The sequence below is a fragment of the Bacillus sp. JJ1562 genome, from assembly GCF_036962705.1.
Taxonomy (GTDB): Bacteria; Bacillota; Bacilli; order Bacillales; family Bacillaceae_L; genus Ferdinandcohnia.
This window is the reverse complement of record NZ_JBALOQ010000022.1, coordinates 141234-157097: the sequence shown is the minus strand read 5'-3', so window position 1 is coordinate 157097 and position 15864 is coordinate 141234. Positions and strand designations below refer to the sequence as shown.

The 15864-nt window shown below is 36.6% G+C and carries 20 protein-coding genes and 2 riboswitches; of the genes, 16 read left to right on the top strand and 4 right to left on the bottom strand.

Annotated features, from left to right (window positions below):
• Nucleotides 1-21 precede the first annotated feature (21 nt).
• Entirely contained in the window at nt 22-1350 is a 1329-nt protein-coding gene (locus tag V7097_RS14965) for a uracil-xanthine permease family protein (protein WP_335704431.1), read from the top strand.
• A gap of 83 nt (nt 1351-1433) precedes the next feature.
• Here the strand turns inward: V7097_RS14965 and hmpA are convergent, their stop codons facing one another.
• The gene (gene hmpA, locus V7097_RS14960) at nt 1434-2654 is read right to left on the bottom strand and encodes an NO-inducible flavohemoprotein (protein ID WP_335704430.1); all 1221 of its coding nucleotides are present in this window, start codon (nt 2652-2654) and stop codon (nt 1434-1436) included.
• A 175-nt stretch (nt 2655-2829) separates the two neighbouring features.
• Between hmpA and V7097_RS14955 the strand changes: the two genes are divergently transcribed.
• Both V7097_RS14955 and V7097_RS14950 read left to right on the top strand, forming a co-directional pair.
• Nucleotides 2830-3273 (top strand): RrF2 family transcriptional regulator, encoded by a 444-nt coding sequence (locus V7097_RS14955; protein WP_335704429.1) that lies wholly within the window; start codon nt 2830-2832, stop codon nt 3271-3273.
• Nucleotides 3274-3378: 105 nt separating this feature from the next.
• A complete protein-coding gene (locus tag V7097_RS14950) occupies nt 3379-3825 on the top strand; it encodes an RlpA-like double-psi beta-barrel domain-containing protein (RefSeq protein ID WP_335704428.1) in 447 nt (148 codons plus the stop codon).
• 45 nt (nt 3826-3870) lie between these two features.
• On the opposite strand, the gene V7097_RS14945 is transcribed toward V7097_RS14950, so the two are convergent.
• Nucleotides 3871-4005, bottom strand: a complete 135-nt coding sequence (locus tag V7097_RS14945) for a hypothetical protein (RefSeq protein WP_335704427.1) — start codon at nt 4003-4005, stop codon at nt 3871-3873.
• Nucleotides 4006-4287: 282 nt separating this feature from the next.
• Between V7097_RS14945 and V7097_RS14940 the strand changes: the two genes are divergently transcribed.
• The 6 genes from V7097_RS14940 (at nt 4288) to thiW (ending at nt 7820) form a co-directional block, all read left to right on the top strand.
• On the top strand, nt 4288-4632 hold the full coding sequence (locus V7097_RS14940) for a MerR family transcriptional regulator (RefSeq protein WP_335704426.1): 345 nt from the start codon (nt 4288-4290) through the stop codon (nt 4630-4632).
• Complete coding sequence (locus V7097_RS14935) at nt 4629-5081, top strand: SRPBCC family protein (RefSeq protein ID WP_335704425.1); 453 nt, start codon at nt 4629-4631, stop codon at nt 5079-5081. Before V7097_RS14940 ends, V7097_RS14935 begins: the two co-directional genes overlap by 4 nt.
• An 87-nt stretch (nt 5082-5168) precedes the next feature.
• Entirely contained in the window at nt 5169-5306 is a 138-nt protein-coding gene (locus tag V7097_RS14930) for a hypothetical protein (RefSeq protein ID WP_335704424.1), read from the top strand.
• A 304-nt stretch (nt 5307-5610) separates the two neighbouring features.
• Nucleotides 5611-6273: a DNA alkylation repair protein gene (locus V7097_RS14925; protein WP_335704423.1), complete on the top strand. Its 663-nt coding sequence runs from the start codon at nt 5611-5613 to the stop codon at nt 6271-6273.
• Nucleotides 6274-6337: 64 nt separating this feature from the next.
• Nucleotides 6338-6444: riboswitch (TPP riboswitch) on the top strand.
• Nucleotides 6445-6533: 89 nt separating this feature from the next.
• The gene (locus V7097_RS14920) at nt 6534-7295 is read left to right on the top strand and encodes a 3-oxoacyl-ACP reductase (RefSeq protein WP_335704422.1); all 762 of its coding nucleotides are present in this window, start codon (nt 6534-6536) and stop codon (nt 7293-7295) included.
• A gap of 21 nt (nt 7296-7316) precedes the next feature.
• Entirely contained in the window at nt 7317-7820 is a 504-nt protein-coding gene (gene thiW / locus V7097_RS14915) for an energy coupling factor transporter S component ThiW (protein WP_335704421.1), read from the top strand.
• Nucleotides 7821-7858: 38 nt separating this feature from the next.
• Here thiW and V7097_RS14910 read toward each other — a convergent pair whose 3' ends face one another.
• A complete protein-coding gene (locus V7097_RS14910) occupies nt 7859-9274 on the bottom strand; it encodes a Na+/H+ antiporter NhaC family protein (RefSeq protein ID WP_335704420.1) in 1416 nt (471 codons plus the stop codon).
• A gap of 111 nt (nt 9275-9385) precedes the next feature.
• On the opposite strand from V7097_RS14910, the gene V7097_RS14905 reads away from it, so the two are divergent.
• From V7097_RS14905 to V7097_RS14895, 3 genes are all read left to right on the top strand, one after another.
• The gene (locus V7097_RS14905) at nt 9386-9931 is read left to right on the top strand and encodes a GNAT family N-acetyltransferase (protein WP_335704419.1); all 546 of its coding nucleotides are present in this window, start codon (nt 9386-9388) and stop codon (nt 9929-9931) included.
• Between the two features lie 112 nt (nt 9932-10043).
• Nucleotides 10044-11045: an LLM class flavin-dependent oxidoreductase gene (locus V7097_RS14900; RefSeq protein ID WP_335704549.1), complete on the top strand. Its 1002-nt coding sequence runs from the start codon at nt 10044-10046 to the stop codon at nt 11043-11045.
• Between the two features lie 117 nt (nt 11046-11162).
• A riboswitch (FMN riboswitch) is annotated at nt 11163-11292 on the top strand.
• Between the two features lie 166 nt (nt 11293-11458).
• The gene (locus tag V7097_RS14895; protein WP_335704418.1) at nt 11459-12031 is read left to right on the top strand and encodes an ECF transporter S component; all 573 of its coding nucleotides are present in this window, start codon (nt 11459-11461) and stop codon (nt 12029-12031) included.
• A 558-nt stretch (nt 12032-12589) separates the two neighbouring features.
• Here V7097_RS14895 and V7097_RS14890 read toward each other — a convergent pair.
• Nucleotides 12590-13495: a nuclease-related domain-containing protein gene (locus V7097_RS14890; RefSeq protein WP_335704417.1), complete on the bottom strand. Its 906-nt coding sequence runs from the start codon at nt 13493-13495 to the stop codon at nt 12590-12592.
• A 104-nt stretch (nt 13496-13599) separates the two neighbouring features.
• Here V7097_RS14890 and V7097_RS14885 point away from each other — a divergent pair, with 104 nt between their 5' ends.
• The 4 genes from V7097_RS14885 (at nt 13600) to V7097_RS14870 (ending at nt 15843) form a co-directional block, all read left to right on the top strand.
• A complete protein-coding gene (locus V7097_RS14885; protein ID WP_335704416.1) occupies nt 13600-14493 on the top strand; it encodes a TIGR01777 family oxidoreductase in 894 nt (297 codons plus the stop codon).
• A 63-nt stretch (nt 14494-14556) separates the two neighbouring features.
• Complete coding sequence (locus V7097_RS14880; RefSeq protein ID WP_335704415.1) at nt 14557-14760, top strand: zinc ribbon domain-containing protein; 204 nt, start codon at nt 14557-14559, stop codon at nt 14758-14760.
• Between the two features lie 24 nt (nt 14761-14784).
• Nucleotides 14785-15180: a secondary thiamine-phosphate synthase enzyme YjbQ gene (locus tag V7097_RS14875; protein WP_335704414.1), complete on the top strand. Its 396-nt coding sequence runs from the start codon at nt 14785-14787 to the stop codon at nt 15178-15180.
• Nucleotides 15181-15321: 141 nt separating this feature from the next.
• The gene (locus V7097_RS14870) at nt 15322-15843 is read left to right on the top strand and encodes a YfiT family bacillithiol transferase (protein ID WP_335704413.1); all 522 of its coding nucleotides are present in this window, start codon (nt 15322-15324) and stop codon (nt 15841-15843) included.
• Nucleotides 15844-15864 lie beyond the last annotated feature (21 nt).

Genomic DNA, 15864 nt, shown 5'->3' with positions numbered 1-15864 from the left:
TAAAATATTGGAGGAAGAATAGTGGAGCAGACGAAACAAAATTCAAACTTAGCCATCGGGGTTAATGACAAGATTAGTGTTGGTAAATCTCTTCTATTAGGTTTTCAACACGTACTTGCAATGGATCTTTATATTGCACCAATTATTATTGCTGGCCTACTTGCCTTGAACACAATGGATACAACTTATTTCATTCAGATGTGTTTTCTTGCGGCTGGTATCGCTACACTCATCCAAACAATCGGTGGTTTAAAATTACCTGTTGTCCAAGGACCATCTTATGTACCAATCGGTGCCCTTGCTGCAATCGGTGGTAAGCTTGGATTAGGAGCAGTATTCGGAAGCTTAATACCAGGTGCTCTATTAATTGCAATTTTAGGTTACCCATTAAAAGTATTTGCAAAAACAGTTAGAAAAATTATTCCTCCATTAGTAGGAGGTACAGTAATTGTCATTGTGGGGATTTCATTAATGCCAAGTGCATTTAATAGTATTTACACTTCACCAGGAAATGTCGGTCATAATGTGATTGTCGCTGCCGTTTCAGCAGGAGTGTTATTGGTATTTATGCTTCTTGGTAGAAAAAAAACAGGATATGGTACATTTTTCCGATTAGTATCCGTTATTTTGGCGATTGTAATTGGTACAATCACAGCATCATTCTTCGGTACTGTAGATTTTTCAGTTGTTAAGGATGCAAAGTGGGTTTCATTACCAAGCTTCTTCCCATTTGGACAACCAGTTTTTGATCTTCAAGCCATATTAACAATGGTATTTATTTATATGATTATTTTAATTGAAACAACAGGTACTTGGTTTGTTGTATCAACAGTTACGGGTGAAGAGTTGGATGACAAACGATTGAATCGTGGATCTGTAGGAGAAGGGATTGGCTGTTTTGTAGGTTCTTTAGTAGGTGGAACACCAGTGACAGGTTATTCTTCAAATGCTGGTATTCTAGCAATAACTGGAGTTGCAAGTCGGATGGCAATTATTGCAGCGGGGATTATTTTAATTGTTCTAGGCTTAATTCCAAAGCTTTCAGCCATTATAACTTGTATTCCTCAGCCTGTAATCCAAGGGATTTTTGGAGTTGTCTGTGTGGCAATCGTAATGAACGGTCTTAAAGTGATCCAACATGTGACTATTGATGACCGCAATATGATTGTAATCGGCGTTCCTATTCTTTTAACTGTCGGAACAATTGTGTTACCAAAAGATATTCTTTACAGTGTTCCTGATTTTGCTAACTACATTCTTTCTTCTGGAACAGCTGTAGGGGCAATTGCAGTTTTAATCCTTAACTTGCTCATACCTGAAGAAAAGAAAAAAACAAAAACAGCTTCATAATATTTAACGCCATTTAGTTTTATGCTAGGTGGCGTTTTTATATAAAAAGGCCCTCTGCTTGAGAGCCTTCATCGTTTTTTGACTTATGCCGTAACTACTTCTGTTGGTTCTTCTAATTCACTTGCTGGACCGAAGAATTCGAAGTGAATGTGATCTGACTGAACTCCCCATTCTTTTAGTAAACGATACATCATTTTCATAAATGGTACTGGACCACAGAAATAGAAGTCTGCATCTTTAGTTCCAACAGTTGTCTTTAACCATTCAAGGTCAATAAAGCCTTCCTTATCAAAGTTCATGTCTTGACGGTCTTGATCAGTAGGGGCAGAATAGGCAATAAAGTTCTTCGCATTCTCATGTTTTGCTGCAATGGCTGCAACTTCATCTTTTAATGCGTGAACCTCACTATTAAGTGCACCGTGGATGAACATAGCTTCACGTTCAGGCTGTTGATCTACAATCGTATTTAACATGCTGACCATTGGAGTTAATCCAACACCGCCACTAATTAAAATAGCAGGGGTTTCTTTCGCTTCAAGAACGAAGTCACCAGCTGGAGCACTTACTGTGATCACATCGCCTTCGTTAATTTCTTGATGTAAGTAATTAGAAACAACGCCATGCTCTTCTCGTTTTACACTGATTCTGTAATAGTCTCTACCAGGTGCATCTGAAAGGCTATAGTGGCGAAGATGTGTATATTCATCACCTTCAGGTTGAACCTTTACAGTTAAGTATTGACCTGCTTGATAAGATGAAATTTCTTTCCCATCTTCAGGCTCTAAATAGAAGGATGTAATAACTTCACTTTCTTTTACCTTACGTTTAACAACAAAGTTTCTAAAGCCTTCCCAGCCACCAGGCTGTTCCCTTGCCTCTTCATACATTTCTTTTTCTACACCAATGAATGCGTCTGCAATTACACCGTAAGCTTCAGCCCATGCATTAAGGATATCATCAGTTGCTGCATCGCCTAACACTTCTTTAATTGCACCAAGAAGATTTTCACCAACAATTGGATAATGTTCAGGTTGAATTCCTAATGCACGGTGTTTTTGACCTATTTGTTTTACAACTGGAATAATAGCACCTAAATTATCAATATTAGCTGCTGCTGCATATACCGCGTTAGCTAATGCTGTTTGTTGACGACCTTGTCTTTGGTTTGCATGGTTGAAAATATTTAATAATTCTGGGTTATTTGTAAACATTCGTTTGTAAAATTGAGTTGTTATATCTTTTCCGTATTTTTCTAGAACTGGAACTGTGCTTTTCACGATTTCAATAGTTTTTTGACTAAGCATTCAATAACGCCCTTTCCAAAACCAATATTTTAAATACATGTTTATAATATAACGACAGTGTAAATAAAAGATACCTTTTGAATACATCTTTTGAAAAATTGTCACATTTTGAGAAAAATAAGGACTTCCATGCTATACTTACCTTAGAACTCATTAATATAAGGAGTTTTTTAACATGAAGTTAACAAATTATACGGATTATTCTTTACGTGTTTTAATGTATTTGGCTATGAAAAATGAAGAAGAATTATGCACAATACAAGAAATTGCAGAAGCTTACAATATATCAAAAAACCATTTAATGAAGATCATTCATCATTTAGGAAAACTAGAGTATATCAAAACCATTCGCGGACGTAATGGGGGCTTTAGGCTTGCAATGCATCCGAAGGATATTAATATTGGGGAAGTCGTGTCGAATACAGAAGACGACTTTAATATCGTTGACTGCTTTAAAGAAGGAGGAGGCTATTGCTCCATTTCACCATCCTGTAAACTAAAACATGCCCTCAACGAAGCATTACAGGCATTCATAAATGTGTTATATGGGTATACATTAGAGGATCTAGTTTCGAATAAAACAGACCTGCTTGATTTATTTCGCTTGCAGGACCAGTAATAAAACCTTTGTATCACTCTCCATTAGGAACCAATACTAGTCGTTTTACATACATTTAAGTAGACGAAGTAATTAGAAATATGGGTTTAAAGGAGAAGGAAAGAGATGACAAGACATACGACTGGTTATTATTGCCCTTATTGTCACGGATACTTAGAACCACGGACTATGTATGATGAATACTATTACCAACAATACGTGCCACAGTACCCGGAACCGTACTATGGATGGGATTCGAATCGAAATCCCGAAACGATATTAGGAAAAGCTACTTGGACATGGGGCGGAACACCAACAAAATGTGAAATTGGATGGTCCTATGATAACAACATGACTGTAGCGGTAGGGGAAAATAGCCCATTTAAATGTGGTCAGCAATTACGCATTCGAAATGTGTCGTTTATTCCAAATCAAGATATAATTGTAACAGTAATAGATCAGGTGAAGAAATATCCAGCAAATCGAATCAATTTACACCGTAAAGCGTTTGAAGCGTTAGGTGCATCGCCAAGTGTTGGCGTCTTAAATGTAGAAATTACACCAATCGATTGATTGACTCAAAGGAGAACAATGACTGTATTGTACTCCTTTTTAATGTTATTTTTCTATATCCATTTGTTCGCGATGATTTTCTTCATCATTTTCCTCTAAAAGATTTTCTGAATGTAATGTATCGTAAGCAGGATTTGTAATATAAAGAACCTGGTTCTTCAAATGTTCATCTTTCTTCATAAACTTCCATCCTTTCCCTTTTATTATTATACTAATATGGCTTTTCTGGATTGATTTTACTCATGTTGCTCAAATAAAAAGAAATCTAGTAGGTAGAAGACAAATTTATATGGTTAGACTTAATAACAAGCTACGACCTTTCTTTAAATACATTCTACTAATAAAATATTAATAAGAAATCTGTTAATAAGAACTACTAAAAGGACAACCTTTTTAAAATTTTAATGAAAGTGTTGACCAAGTGGTGCACCCCATACTTTAAGATATTAGGGGAGGACGAGGATGTATAAAATTAGTGAATTTGCTGAATTAACCGGATTAAGTAAGGAAACTTTGCGATATTATGCAGAAGTTAAACTTCTAGAACCAGCTTATATAGATCCGAAAAACAAATATCGTTATTATGATGATGGAAGCTTTTTCTTAGCAGTCCTGTTAGATAAACTAAGAAAACTAGGTTTTTCTATCCAAGAAATGATCTCTGTCATGGATGATGAATCATTTACAAATATAGAACATTTACTTGTCCAAAAGAGAAATAAAATTGAAAAGGAAATTGCGGAACTACGTCATCAAATAGAAGAGATTGATGAATTTCTCGCATCTGGTAGGGAGGAAAAGAAATGATTGAATGGAAGGAAGAAACAATAATCGAGGCGAACATTGAAATGGTATGGGATCTATTTTCTGATAAAAATATAAAGAAAATTATGCCGAAAGTAGAGGAGCATACCTTAATCGAGAAGACAGAAGTAGAGGTTGGGGCAAAGCACCAACAGAAATACCGAGAAGGAAAGCGTGTAGAAACCTACATAGTCGAAACTACACAATATGAAAATACAAAAGATAAAAAGGTAAAACAAACAAGCTTCGTATTAGGGAAAGCCTTCGAAATTACCACATCTTTTACACTATTAAAAATTGACGAGTCACACACCAAGTTTATCTACGAAGGACAAAACAAGGGAATAAACTTTGTCGGAAGAGCAATGTTAAAGCTTAGTAGTAAAAATACAAACAATGATGTAGTAAAGGAATTTTTGGACCGTGTTCGTGACGAAGCATTAAAAAATTAAGGTAATAATTTTTTTATAAAGTAAGCACATTTATGTTTTCCCATCATATACTACTTATTGTGTGAGAATTAGTTAGAAGGGAAGTAAATGAAAATGAGCAACGAGATTAAAACACCAGTTACAAATGATTACAAGGACAAAGAAGGGTACAAAGTAATCGAAGTCAATCTTAACAATCCAACAGAAAACCTATTTGCAGTCGTAACTCCTATTAAAATGCAATAACTTTATTCATCAGTAGTCCCAACTCAGATAGGTAGTCATATGGAAGAATATGAATATTTAATTTGTTCTAGTGTGCAAACCCTGGCTGAATAAAGTTAAGCCTCCGGCGGATGCCATGATTTTTCAAAGGCAATTTTTCGAGCATGATCGAAAAAAATCAGGCGCAAATACGCCAATGCGTATTTGATAAGGTTAAAATACTATCTTTTCCTACGTAAACTTACATAGAAAAGATAGTATTTTTATTTTGCCTAAATAAGGACATGAAGTACAATAAAGGAAAAGATTAATAAGGGAGCAACTCATGAACGAATTAAATTATCTCGTAGAATTATTTGAAAAAAATCGCAATGATGGAAATGCAGTACCGATGCAAAATTATATGAAAAACCTGTTCCCATTCCTTGGAATAAAAACACCGTTAAGAAGGCAATTAACGCGCGACTTCTATAAAGAAACAGGTATTTTACGACAAGAAATTAATCTTGAGCTTGTAAATCAATTGTGGATGAAGGATGAACGAGAATATCAATATGCTGCCCAGGACTACTTAGTCAAATCGATAAAGAAAATAAACATCAGCCATTTGGCATTTATTGAAAATCTCATCACCACAAAATCTTGGTGGGATACGGTTGATCTTCTTGCGCCACATTTAGTTGGCAAAATCGCAATAGAAACACCTAGTATAATAGAGGATAAGATTGAAAAGTGGGCATGCAGTGACAACATATGGCTAAAACGTTCATCGATTCTGTTTCAATTAAAATATAAAGAAGAAACAAATGAAACATACCTTTACAAATACATAACTGCCAATGCAAATAGTAAGGAATTTTTCATCCAAAAGGCAATTGGCTGGGCCTTACGAGAGTATTCTAAGACAAATCCAGATTCAGTACGTCAATTTATAAATGAAACAACATTGTCGAAGTTAAGTATTAGAGAGGGAAGTAAATATATTTAAGGGTGGTTCATCAAATACCTTTACATTTTTGCATGAACATACTATGCTTATAAAAAGAATATTCGCAAACTACTAGGGGTGCCCGGTTGGGCTGAGAGAAAAACGGACGTTTTTTAACCCTTTGGACCTGATCCGGGTAATACCGGCGGAGGAAAGTAGAGTGGAAAACTTCCATTTTATCTTGCTACTTATGCCAGGTCCATTTATGTGGATCTGGCTTTTTGCGTTTTTCTTATCTACTTTATTAGGAGGCTACTAGAATGTTACTACAAAATCAGGTTATTCTCGTTACCGGTGGTGCACGTGGATTAGGAAAGGAAATTGTAAAAGCTTTTGCTAATGAAGGGGCAAAGGTGGTTATTAATTATTTCAAAAGTGAAGCTAAAGCTCATTCTCTAAAAGAAGAAATTGGTGAAAATGCGCTTGCGATTCATGCCGATGTGAGGAATCGTGAACAAGTACAGAACTTATTTGTTGAAGCGAGAAAGCATTTTGATCAACCTATAACAACAGTTGTTAATAATGCCTTAATTAATTTCCGCTTTGACCCAATCGCAAGAAAAAACGCAGAGGATATCTCATGGACTGATTATCACGCACAGCTTGAGGGTGCAATCCGAGGAGCTTTACATACAACCCAAGCCGCGGTTTCTGACATGAAGGGGCTAGGCTTTGGTCGAATTATTACGATTGGTACAAATCTTTTTCAAAACCCTGTTGTCGCTTATCATGATTACAATACAAGCAAGGCAGCACTTCTAGGATTCACTCGAAATATGGCAAAAGACCTTGGAGCATATGGAATAAACGTTAACATGATTTCAGGGGGATTGCTTCAAACGACAGATGCAAGCTCTGCAACTTCTGAAGAGGTTTTCCAATTAATCAAGGATTCTACACCACTTCAAAAAGTCACGACGCCAGAGGATGTTGCAAATGCGGTCCTTTTCTTTGCATCCCCTTGGAGTAAAGGCGTAACAGGACAGAATCTAGTCGTTGATGGTGGATTAGTAATGGATTAAACAATCATAGGGGGATTTATAATGAGTAAAACATTAAAAATGACAATAACTGCGATGCTTGTCGCGATTGGAACTGTTACAAGCCATTTGTTTGCAATACCAATCGGATTTACAAAGGTATTTCCCATGCAGCATTTTATTAATGTACTTTCAGCCGTAATCTTAGGCCCAGCATACGCAGTTCTTCAAGCTTTTTCAGTATCATTACTCAGAAACATGCTAGGAACGGGTTCATTGTTTGCCTTTCCCGGAAGTATGATAGGAGCGTTTTTAGCAGCGTTTTTATATTCAAAAACGAAGAAAGCGTCAATGGCAATGACTGGTGAAATTATCGGAACAGGATTGTTAGGTGCTATAGCTTGTTATCCTATCGCCACACTCATTCTTGGTCAGGATGCAGCCCTTTTTGGTTTCATACCGGCATTTATTTTCAGCTCAATTGCTGGCTCTATTTTTGGATTTATCATTGTTGGAATCGTATTAAAAAGCCCTGCTTTTAAAACATATCAACAACGAAACTTATAAAACCAGAAGAAGACTAAACAATTTTCGTTTAGTCTTCTTTAGATTAGTAAACCACCAACGACAAATAGTATAATGGCAATTACGCCTCCAATTGCTGAGAGCTTCAATTTGTATTGTGCATATTCAACAAGTTCCATATCTAAAATCGATGCTGTTGTAATCGTTGTATCACCGAGTGGTGAAGTCAATGCTCCGAAAGCACCACTTGCAAAAACAGCCCCAACAGTTAGAGGGATGGAGGCACCAGTCGAAAGGGCCAACGCAATCCCAAGTGGCATAAATAACCCCCATGTTCCCCATGAAGATCCAATAAAATATCCAACAATTGAGCCGATTAGAAAAATCGTCGCAGGAGTTAAAAAGCCAGGTAGAAATGAACCTAAGCTTGAACTAATAAATGCAGAAAACCCTAGCTCCTCAGCCGATAATGTCAGGGCCCATATCAGAATAAGAAGGGTAATCGCTTGCATCATTTGATTTCCACCATCGTAAAAATGATACATAATTTCATGTAATTTTTGTTTTCGTATCACATAAAAGATGAATGTAAAAATGAGAGTAATGAATACCGCCAATAGCATCACAAAAGTTGCATCAGCCATTGAAAAAGCCTCAAAAACTGTTTGAGCCCCTAGTGATCTGCCGTCTTCCCATAAAAGATAAAGTGACAATCCTAAAAGTAAAAATACTGGAAAGATTAAATTCCACGGCTGAGCTTTTACAAGTGAAAGCTCTTTTTTTATCCCAATACGATGAAACTCGTGCTCATGGTCTTCTTCAATATGATCATTCTTAGTCTTTGTTTTTGTTTTGGTTGGCCAAAATGTTTGAATGATTCCGATAAGAAGCATCACAATCGCATAAAAATTGAACAAGATGCTTAACAGGAAAACCTCATAGGCGGACATTCCTAAATCAAGCCCTTTAATCCCACCTTCAACAAGTGAAACCATAAATCCTACGAATGCAGTTGCAACAGGTAAAAGTACGATTACTGATTCGGTTGAAATATCTAATGTCATGCCAACCTTTTGTTTTGATAGGTTCATTTTATTAATTAGTTGTTTGATAATGGGTCCAATCATCATTATCCGAAACATTGGCATCATAAATGTAAAAGGGAGGGTTAGCCATATTAACCCTAGGAGCCCTCGTTCACTATTGATTTTCTGCCCAATCCATTCCGTAAAGCCTTTGATCCCACCTGAGATGTTCATCATACCAACTAAACCACCAAACACATACAAAAAGCTAATGATTTTGATATTGGTTGAATCTGATAAAGTTGTCACAATGTATGTAATCGATTGTTGGGTTCCACCTAATACATCAGATGTAACAAGAATCGCGCCAACTAACAACCCTAAAACGAGTCCAGGTAAAATATCCTTTAACCAAATCGCCATTCCGATTACAATTAAAAAAGGAATAAGTGAGAACCACGAATGTCCCAACAGATAAACCTCCCATGTTGAAAATCTTCATTTGGTTAGTATGACCAATTTTGGATGCGAGTATTTTAGTAAGGTTAATGGAGAAATTTTAAACCATTGGAGGGCGGCTAAGTGACAAATATAGAAATCAGAAGGCCTAAAGTCGAAGACCTGGAAGAGCTTCATCTCTTTTTTAGAGATGTCATTATGGACACTTTTGAAAAGGAAGGAATAGGTCATTTAACAAAGGATATTGACGAAGAAATTGAAACTAAAAAGAGTTATTTACAAAGTGATTATGAAAGTGACGGTCAGAACCGATATTTTCTAATTGCCACCTATGGCGATATAATAGTTGGAACAATCGAATATGGTCCTGTAAGCAGCATAATTTGTAAAAGTACGAATGGTGCCTTATGTGATTTTGTTGAGGTAGGAACTATATTTGTTCATCCGGACTTTCAAAGGAAAGGTATTGGAAATAGGCTGTTACAATCACTTTTTGCAGCTTTAATAAATAAAAACATAGAGGATATTTGTTTAGATAGTGGTTATAAGAATGCACAAAAAATTTGGAAGAACAAATTTGGTAATCCTGATTATGTTTTAAAGGATTACTGGGGTGAAGGATTTGATCACATGATATGGAGGGTGAAAGTAACGAAATTAGAGGAGTAGACAAAATCAAAGATGCTAATGATGATTTAATAGGTGTAAGCAGGAAAGTTTGTTTCTATCTCCTTAGTTGATAAGATAGTACTTAAGAAAAATGGAAGAAAGGACAATGCAAATGACAAATATAAATATTCCAGTCTCCGTTCTAAATCTTGCACCAATTCGTAAAGGGCAAAATCAGAAAGACGCTATAGATGCAATGATTAATTTAGCTCAAGCTACTGAAAAAATGGGGTACACACGATATTGGATTGCGGAACATCACAATTCACCAACGTTAGTCAGTTCTGCAACACCCATTCTAATTAAACATACTTTAGAGCATACAAAAAAAATCAGAGTTGGTTCAGGCGGTGTAATGCTACCCAACCATTCACCACTAGTTGTGGCTGAACAATTCGGAACAATGGCGACCATCTATCCAAATCGCCTTGATTTAGGGCTTGGTCGAGCTCCTGGAACTGACATGATGACAGCAGGAGCATTAAGACGATCAAATAATGACTCTGTTTACACTTTCCCAAATGATGTAAATGCATTACTAACATACTTCGGACCGATGGAACGTCAAGGCTATGTAAAAGCATATCCTGGAGTAGGTACTAATGTGCCAATCTATATTCTTGGTTCTTCAACGGATTCAGCCTATTTGGCAGCAAAATTAGGACTCCCATATGCATTTGCTTCACACTTTGCACCACGATTTATGGAAGAGGCTATCTCCATTTATCGAGATCGATTTGAACCATCCGAATATTTAAGCTCACCTTACATGATGGTTTGCCTAAATGTTATTGGTACTGAAACAGACGAAGATGCAAGACGAGAAATTACAACCATGCAGCAATTTTTCTTAAACATTGTCCGTGGTACACAAAATCCATTACAGCCACCAGTCGATAGCATGGATGGTCTATGGAGCCAACAAGAAAAAGAAATGGCAACCTCCATGTCAAGTGTTACATTGTTAGGAAGCAAGGATTCTATTCGCAATCAATTAACAAGCTTCCAAGAAAAATATAATGTCGATGAACTAATGGCCGTTTCTTACATTTATGATCCGGATAAACAAAAACGTTCATATGAAATTTTAAAAGAAGTCGTTGATGGAAAGTAAGTTAACTTGGCCTCTCGCTTGTTTAGTAGGGGCTTTTCATAAGAATTTGAGCTGTTTTAAGCATATTGCTTCACAATAGTCCTTAAACTTGATAAAATAAAGTGAAATTAAATATTGATCTATCTTCGGGGCCGGGTGAAAATCCCGACCGGCGGTGATGAGTGTACTCTCTAAGCCCGCGAGCCGCAAGGCAGGATTTGGTGCGATTCCAAAGCCGACAGTATAGTCTGGATGGGAGAAGATGGAGGTTCTGCGCGTTCAAAAAATTTTAATTGATTGAACGTTTATTAAGCATGCCTTTTCATTAACTCCCTCAAGAAGCTAATTCTTGGGGGTTTTTATTTGGGTATGTCTTAAAAGCCGAACCTTTCTTCTTTTGAGGTGGATCGACAAAAGAGGAGAGGAAAGAAAAAATGAAAAAAATACCTTTACGTCAATTTGTGGCAATTGCAATGTTGAGTACGATTTCGTATATTTTAATGTTTCTCAACTTCCCATTGCCAACATTCCCAAGCTTTTTGAACGTCGACTTTAGCGATGTTCCAGCATTACTTGCAGCACTAATTTTTGGACCGATGGCCGGTATATTAGTTGAATTATTCAAAAACATGATTGATTATTTCATCACCGGCAGTGAAACAGGCGTACCAGTCGGCCATATTTCTAACTTTGTAGCTGGGATTATTTTCGTCCTAACAACCTACTACATTTTCAGACTGTTAAAAACAAAATTAGGCTTAACTATCGGATTAATTGGCGGTACAGCAATGATGGCGATTATCATGAGTGTTCTTAACTACTATGTCTTCCTACCGGCATTCAACTTTTTCTTGAATATACCGGCGATGTCATCACCAGAAACACTCAAAATGGTGGTTTACGCAATCCTTCCGTTTAACTTACTAAAAGGATTGATCGTAACAACACTCTTCATGTTGCTGTATGCTCGTCTACATCCATGGATAAATAAACAAGCGTCGATATAAATGATTTGATAGGCAAGCACCCGCGGGAGGGTGCTTGTTTTAGTTTTATAGAAATTTATTTTTGACAACAGATCTCGAACAAAGACATTTTTTGGCTTTTGGATTCGAATTGTCCATGAGACTGAGGATCAAATACAAACTCTAGCAATTTCGTCTGCCAATTGTCTCTGACACCAGTTCTCAAAGACAAATTCTAGTTAGTCCGCTTTTAAAATGTCTCTGAGACTAGCTCTCGAAGACATAGATCGCCAATTTCATCAGCTTTTTGTCTCTGACACAGCTTCTCAAAGACAAATTCTAGTTAGTCTACTCGTTAAATGTCTCTGAGACTAGCTCTCGAAGACAAAAACCGGCAATTTTATCAGCTATTTGTCCCTGATAGAGCTTCTCAAAGACAAAAGAAAGTTAGTCCGCTCGTTAAATGTCTCTGAGACTGGATCTCGAAGACATACATCGCCAATTTCATCAGCTTTTTGTCTCTGACACGGCTCCTCAAATACAAACCTAGTTAGTTTTATTATAAAATATCTACGAATAGCAAACCCTTGAAAAACACTATTATTCGTAATAGGTCCACCGATTGTTTCTAACGATTTTATAATTCTTTTCAAGGATTCTTTGGACTCTCTTCTTCGACTCCACAACCCTGCACCACTCCTGAACCAAATTCGTCCTAATCTTATATACAGGGAACAAAAGCTTCAATTCCTCCACGCTGCGTATTACAGCATCATTAACCAATTCTTTATGACCACAGCCTATACAAACGCAATTTCTACCATTAATCTCCACCGATAAACTTCCACACTTCCCACAACAAATCCCTTTTCGTAATTGCTCATACTCATACCCAGGTAGCGCACTATAGGGAGACTCCTGCATATGCAATGAAACTAATTTTTCCGCAAGCACTTTATGTTTATTATTTAATTTTGTAGTAGACTTATTAAGATTTTGAAAAAATACATTTAGTTGTGTTGAGAAGATTATCGGAATATTGAGTGGTGCTTGGTAAAGAGTGAAGGAGGGATTAACAAAGACAACATATGCTTGAATTGGTATTGTAAATCCGTGACTTTGGAGAAATTGGCGAAGTAAGGATTCACTGCGATTAAGCTGGATGAGGGGATTGTTCCTTTCTATTTTGGGTTTCTTGTATAGCCTGTCTGATTCGTAATAAAAATCAACTTCGTAATTTTTCACTTCAAATATATAGAGTACCTCGGGTGTAAGCAACAGGCTATCAATTTGAAATGTAATGTTATTAATTTGAAGCAATAAATCATTTAAAACCAAACAATCACAGTCTAGCTTTTCTGTGAATGAATCAAATAACAATTCTCCTTCATAACCCTTAATTTGATTTAAAAAATACTGCTTCTCTGTTATGTTCAAATCCATTCGAGCATCTTGGGACTTCATTATTTTCATGTCGATGGATTCTGTCCTCTTCTTGTAAATCATACCTCACAACCTTCCTATTAGTTTCAAATCTATTATAATCCTTTTTCGTAATAATCACCAAATAATGGTAAACTAGTAAAAGATATAAAAAAGGGGATGGGGCTATGAAAAAGAAGATTGTCCTTGCGGGTGGTACTGGTTTTGTGGGTACTTATTTTTCAAAAAAGTTTACTGACCTTGGCTATGATGTTAAAGTCATTTCAAGAAATGCACCAAATATCTTGTGGAAAGATAGAGAAGGTATCATAAAAGCACTCGAGGATTCTGAAATGCTTATTAATCTTGCAGGGAAATCTGTTAACTGCAGATACAACGATAAAAACAAACAAGAAATTTACACTTCACGAACGGAAACTACAAAAATTTTAGGTAGTGCTCTCAAAGAATGCAAAAATCCGCCGGAATTATGGATCAATTCCAGCACAGCAACAATCTATCGACATGCAGAAGATAGACCAATGACAGAAGAAACAGGCGAATTTGGCACTGGTTTTTCAGTGGATGTTGCAAAAAGGTGGGAGGAAGCTTTTTTTTCTTATAAATTCCCGAATATTAGGCAGGTAGCCCTAAGAATCTCTATCGTGCTTGGATCCAGTGGGGGTGTAATGATTCCATATAAAAATCTAGTTCGCTTTGGTCTGGGTGGAATCCAGGGACCTGGTACTCAAAAATTTAGTTGGATTCATATTGAGGATTTGTTCAATATTATACTTTACATACGTGATCACAACCACTTAACTGGAGTCTTTAACTGCTCGACACCGAATCCAATTACAAATCGCGAGTTGATGAATAGTCTCCGAAAAGGTTTCAATCGAAATGTAGGCTTACCTTCACCAGCTTGGCTGCTTGAACTTGGTGCAATTTTTATAAGAACTGAAACGGAATTAATTTTAAAAAGTAGGTGGGTTATTCCCGAACGCCTTGAAAAAGAAGGATTTGTATTTACGTATCCAACAATCGACGAAGCACTTGTACAAATTACAAATACAAAGTAGTTGAAACTATTTTCCAATAAATCCGTAAACAATAGTGTTAGAACTAAAATTGGAGGGGATTTTATGGAGAGAAAAGGCTGTGTTAAATGTGGAAGCACGAATGCTGGAACAAAAGATGTATCGATGACTGGTTCTGGGCTTACTAAAATGTTAGATATTCAAAAAAATCGTTTTACGGTGGTGTATTGTAAGAACTGTGGGTACTCCGAATTTTATAGCAAGAATTCCTCGACTGCATCAAACATTCTTGATTTATTTTTTGGATAATTTGACGAAGGAGATAACGAAAGCATGCTGCAAAAGTTCACTATACAAACAAATAATCGTGACCAAATGATTGATGTAACGGATAAAGTTCAAGCAGTTGTTGATGAAAGTGGAATTAAAGAGGGAGCAGTGATTGTCTATTGTCCTCATACAACGGCTGGAATTACGATTAATGAAAATGCAGACCCTGATGTAAAACGGGATATGCTGCGTAGGTTCGATGAAGTGTACCCTTGGCATCATGAACTTGACCGTCATATGGAAGGAAACACGGCTGCCCATATGAAAGCAAGTACAGTCGGGGCATCACAACATGTTATTATCGCAGATAGGCGTTTACTTTTAGGAACGTGGCAAGGAATTTACTTTTGTGAATTTGATGGTCCACGAACTCGTACCTTTTATGTAAAAATCATGTAAATAGGCGAATCCCAAAAGATTCGCTTATTCTCCGTTATAAAAACAATTCAAACTACCCGCAATATGTATACAGAAAATTTCAAAAACTTTTGTTAAAATAGTATTAAGCATTTTATTATTTTATTTTTTGGGAGGGGACAAATGATGGATGAGCGATATCCGATAGGTGAATTCCGGTTTGAGGGAGATTTGACAGAAGAATTAGTAGCAAGTTGGATAAAGGAAATTGAGACTTTACCATCATTAGTAAAGAAAGTGGTGAAAGAGTTAACAGATAAACAGCTCGATACACCTTATCGAAATGGAGGATGGACACTTCGCCAAGTTGTACACCATATTGCAGATGCATCGATGAATTCGTATATTCGGTTTAAGTTAGCCGCTACAGAACGTAACCCAGTTATAAAACCCTATGATGAAGCGAAATGGGCTAAACTATCAGATTCTAGTTTACCGGTAGATGCTTCATTAGCTATCATTGACGGTGTTCACCAGCGCTGGGTCACACTTTTACAAAATTTTTCAATGGATGATTTTCAATTGACATATGTTCACCCAGAAGGTGGTGAAATGAAATTAGGCGTCTTTTTAGGTTTCTGCGCTTGGCATGGTAAGCATCATCTAGCGCATATAACTACTCTAGTGAATAATAAAAATTGGTAAATTTAAAAGCAATGCACAAGC

Excerpts from the sequence above, each read along its gene's own strand:
- V7097_RS14930 (WP_335704424.1), top strand. The coding sequence starts at position 5,169 with ATGAAAATGAGCAACGAGATTAAAACACCAGTTACAAATGATTACAAG.
- V7097_RS14940 (WP_335704426.1), top strand. The coding sequence starts at position 4,288 with ATGTATAAAATTAGTGAATTTGCTGAATTAACCGGATTAAGTAAGGAA.
- hmpA (WP_335704430.1), bottom strand. The coding sequence starts at position 2,654 with ATGCTTAGTCAAAAAACTATTGAAATCGTGAAAAGCACAGTTCCAGTT.
- V7097_RS14875 (WP_335704414.1), top strand. The coding sequence starts at position 14,785 with ATGCTGCAAAAGTTCACTATACAAACAAATAATCGTGACCAAATGATT.
- V7097_RS14935 (WP_335704425.1), top strand. The coding sequence starts at position 4,629 with ATGATTGAATGGAAGGAAGAAACAATAATCGAGGCGAACATTGAAATG.
- V7097_RS14895 (WP_335704418.1), top strand. The coding sequence starts at position 11,459 with ATGAAAAAAATACCTTTACGTCAATTTGTGGCAATTGCAATGTTGAGT.
- V7097_RS14920 (WP_335704422.1), top strand. The coding sequence starts at position 6,534 with ATGTTACTACAAAATCAGGTTATTCTCGTTACCGGTGGTGCACGTGGA.
- thiW (WP_335704421.1), top strand. The coding sequence starts at position 7,317 with ATGAGTAAAACATTAAAAATGACAATAACTGCGATGCTTGTCGCGATT.
- V7097_RS14945 (WP_335704427.1), bottom strand. The coding sequence starts at position 4,005 with ATGAAGAAAGATGAACATTTGAAGAACCAGGTTCTTTATATTACAAAT.
- V7097_RS14890 (WP_335704417.1), bottom strand. The coding sequence starts at position 13,495 with ATGATTTACAAGAAGAGGACAGAATCCATCGACATGAAAATAATGAAG.
- V7097_RS14900 (WP_335704549.1), top strand. The coding sequence starts at position 10,044 with ATGACAAATATAAATATTCCAGTCTCCGTTCTAAATCTTGCACCAATT.
- V7097_RS14885 (WP_335704416.1), top strand. The coding sequence starts at position 13,600 with ATGAAAAAGAAGATTGTCCTTGCGGGTGGTACTGGTTTTGTGGGTACT.
- V7097_RS14925 (WP_335704423.1), top strand. The coding sequence starts at position 5,611 with ATGAACGAATTAAATTATCTCGTAGAATTATTTGAAAAAAATCGCAAT.
- V7097_RS14880 (WP_335704415.1), top strand. The coding sequence starts at position 14,557 with ATGGAGAGAAAAGGCTGTGTTAAATGTGGAAGCACGAATGCTGGAACA.
- V7097_RS14955 (WP_335704429.1), top strand. The coding sequence starts at position 2,830 with ATGAAGTTAACAAATTATACGGATTATTCTTTACGTGTTTTAATGTAT.
- V7097_RS14950 (WP_335704428.1), top strand. The coding sequence starts at position 3,379 with ATGACAAGACATACGACTGGTTATTATTGCCCTTATTGTCACGGATAC.
- V7097_RS14870 (WP_335704413.1), top strand. The coding sequence starts at position 15,322 with ATGATGGATGAGCGATATCCGATAGGTGAATTCCGGTTTGAGGGAGAT.